Genomic DNA, 321 nt, shown 5'->3' with positions numbered 1-321 from the left:
ACCATGACGCGCTTGACCTGGTTGATGGGCCCGACGACGGCATCGAGGGTGGCGTTGACGCCATCGACGATCTTCTTGAAGTCACCCTGGTGGTGTGAGGCATCCGCCCGCGTCTCCAGCTTGCCGGCCAGTGCAGCCTCGGAAAGCATGTTGGCGTCGGCGATCAGCGCCTTGAGGTTGGCGCGGACCTGTTCGATGGTGTCGTTGATGAAGCGCTTCTTGCCGGGGAACTTCTCCAGCTCGGCCTCGAAGTTGCCGCGGCCGAACTCGCCCACGCAACCCATCGCCTTCTTCTTCACCGCAATGTGACCGTTCACCATG

At 62.3% G+C, this 321-nt stretch carries 1 pseudogene; it reads right to left on the bottom strand.

Annotation, left to right across the window (positions count from 1 at the left end):
• Positions 1-321 (bottom strand): annotated as a pseudogene (locus G8346_RS02880) (methyl-accepting chemotaxis protein); the annotation flags it as partial.

Origin of the sequence: Thioalkalivibrio sp. XN279 (assembly GCF_011089885.1) — a bacterium.
In the GTDB taxonomy this organism is placed as follows: domain Bacteria; phylum Pseudomonadota; class Gammaproteobacteria; order Steroidobacterales; family XN24; genus XN24.
This window is presented reverse-complemented; position numbering and strand designations above follow the sequence as displayed.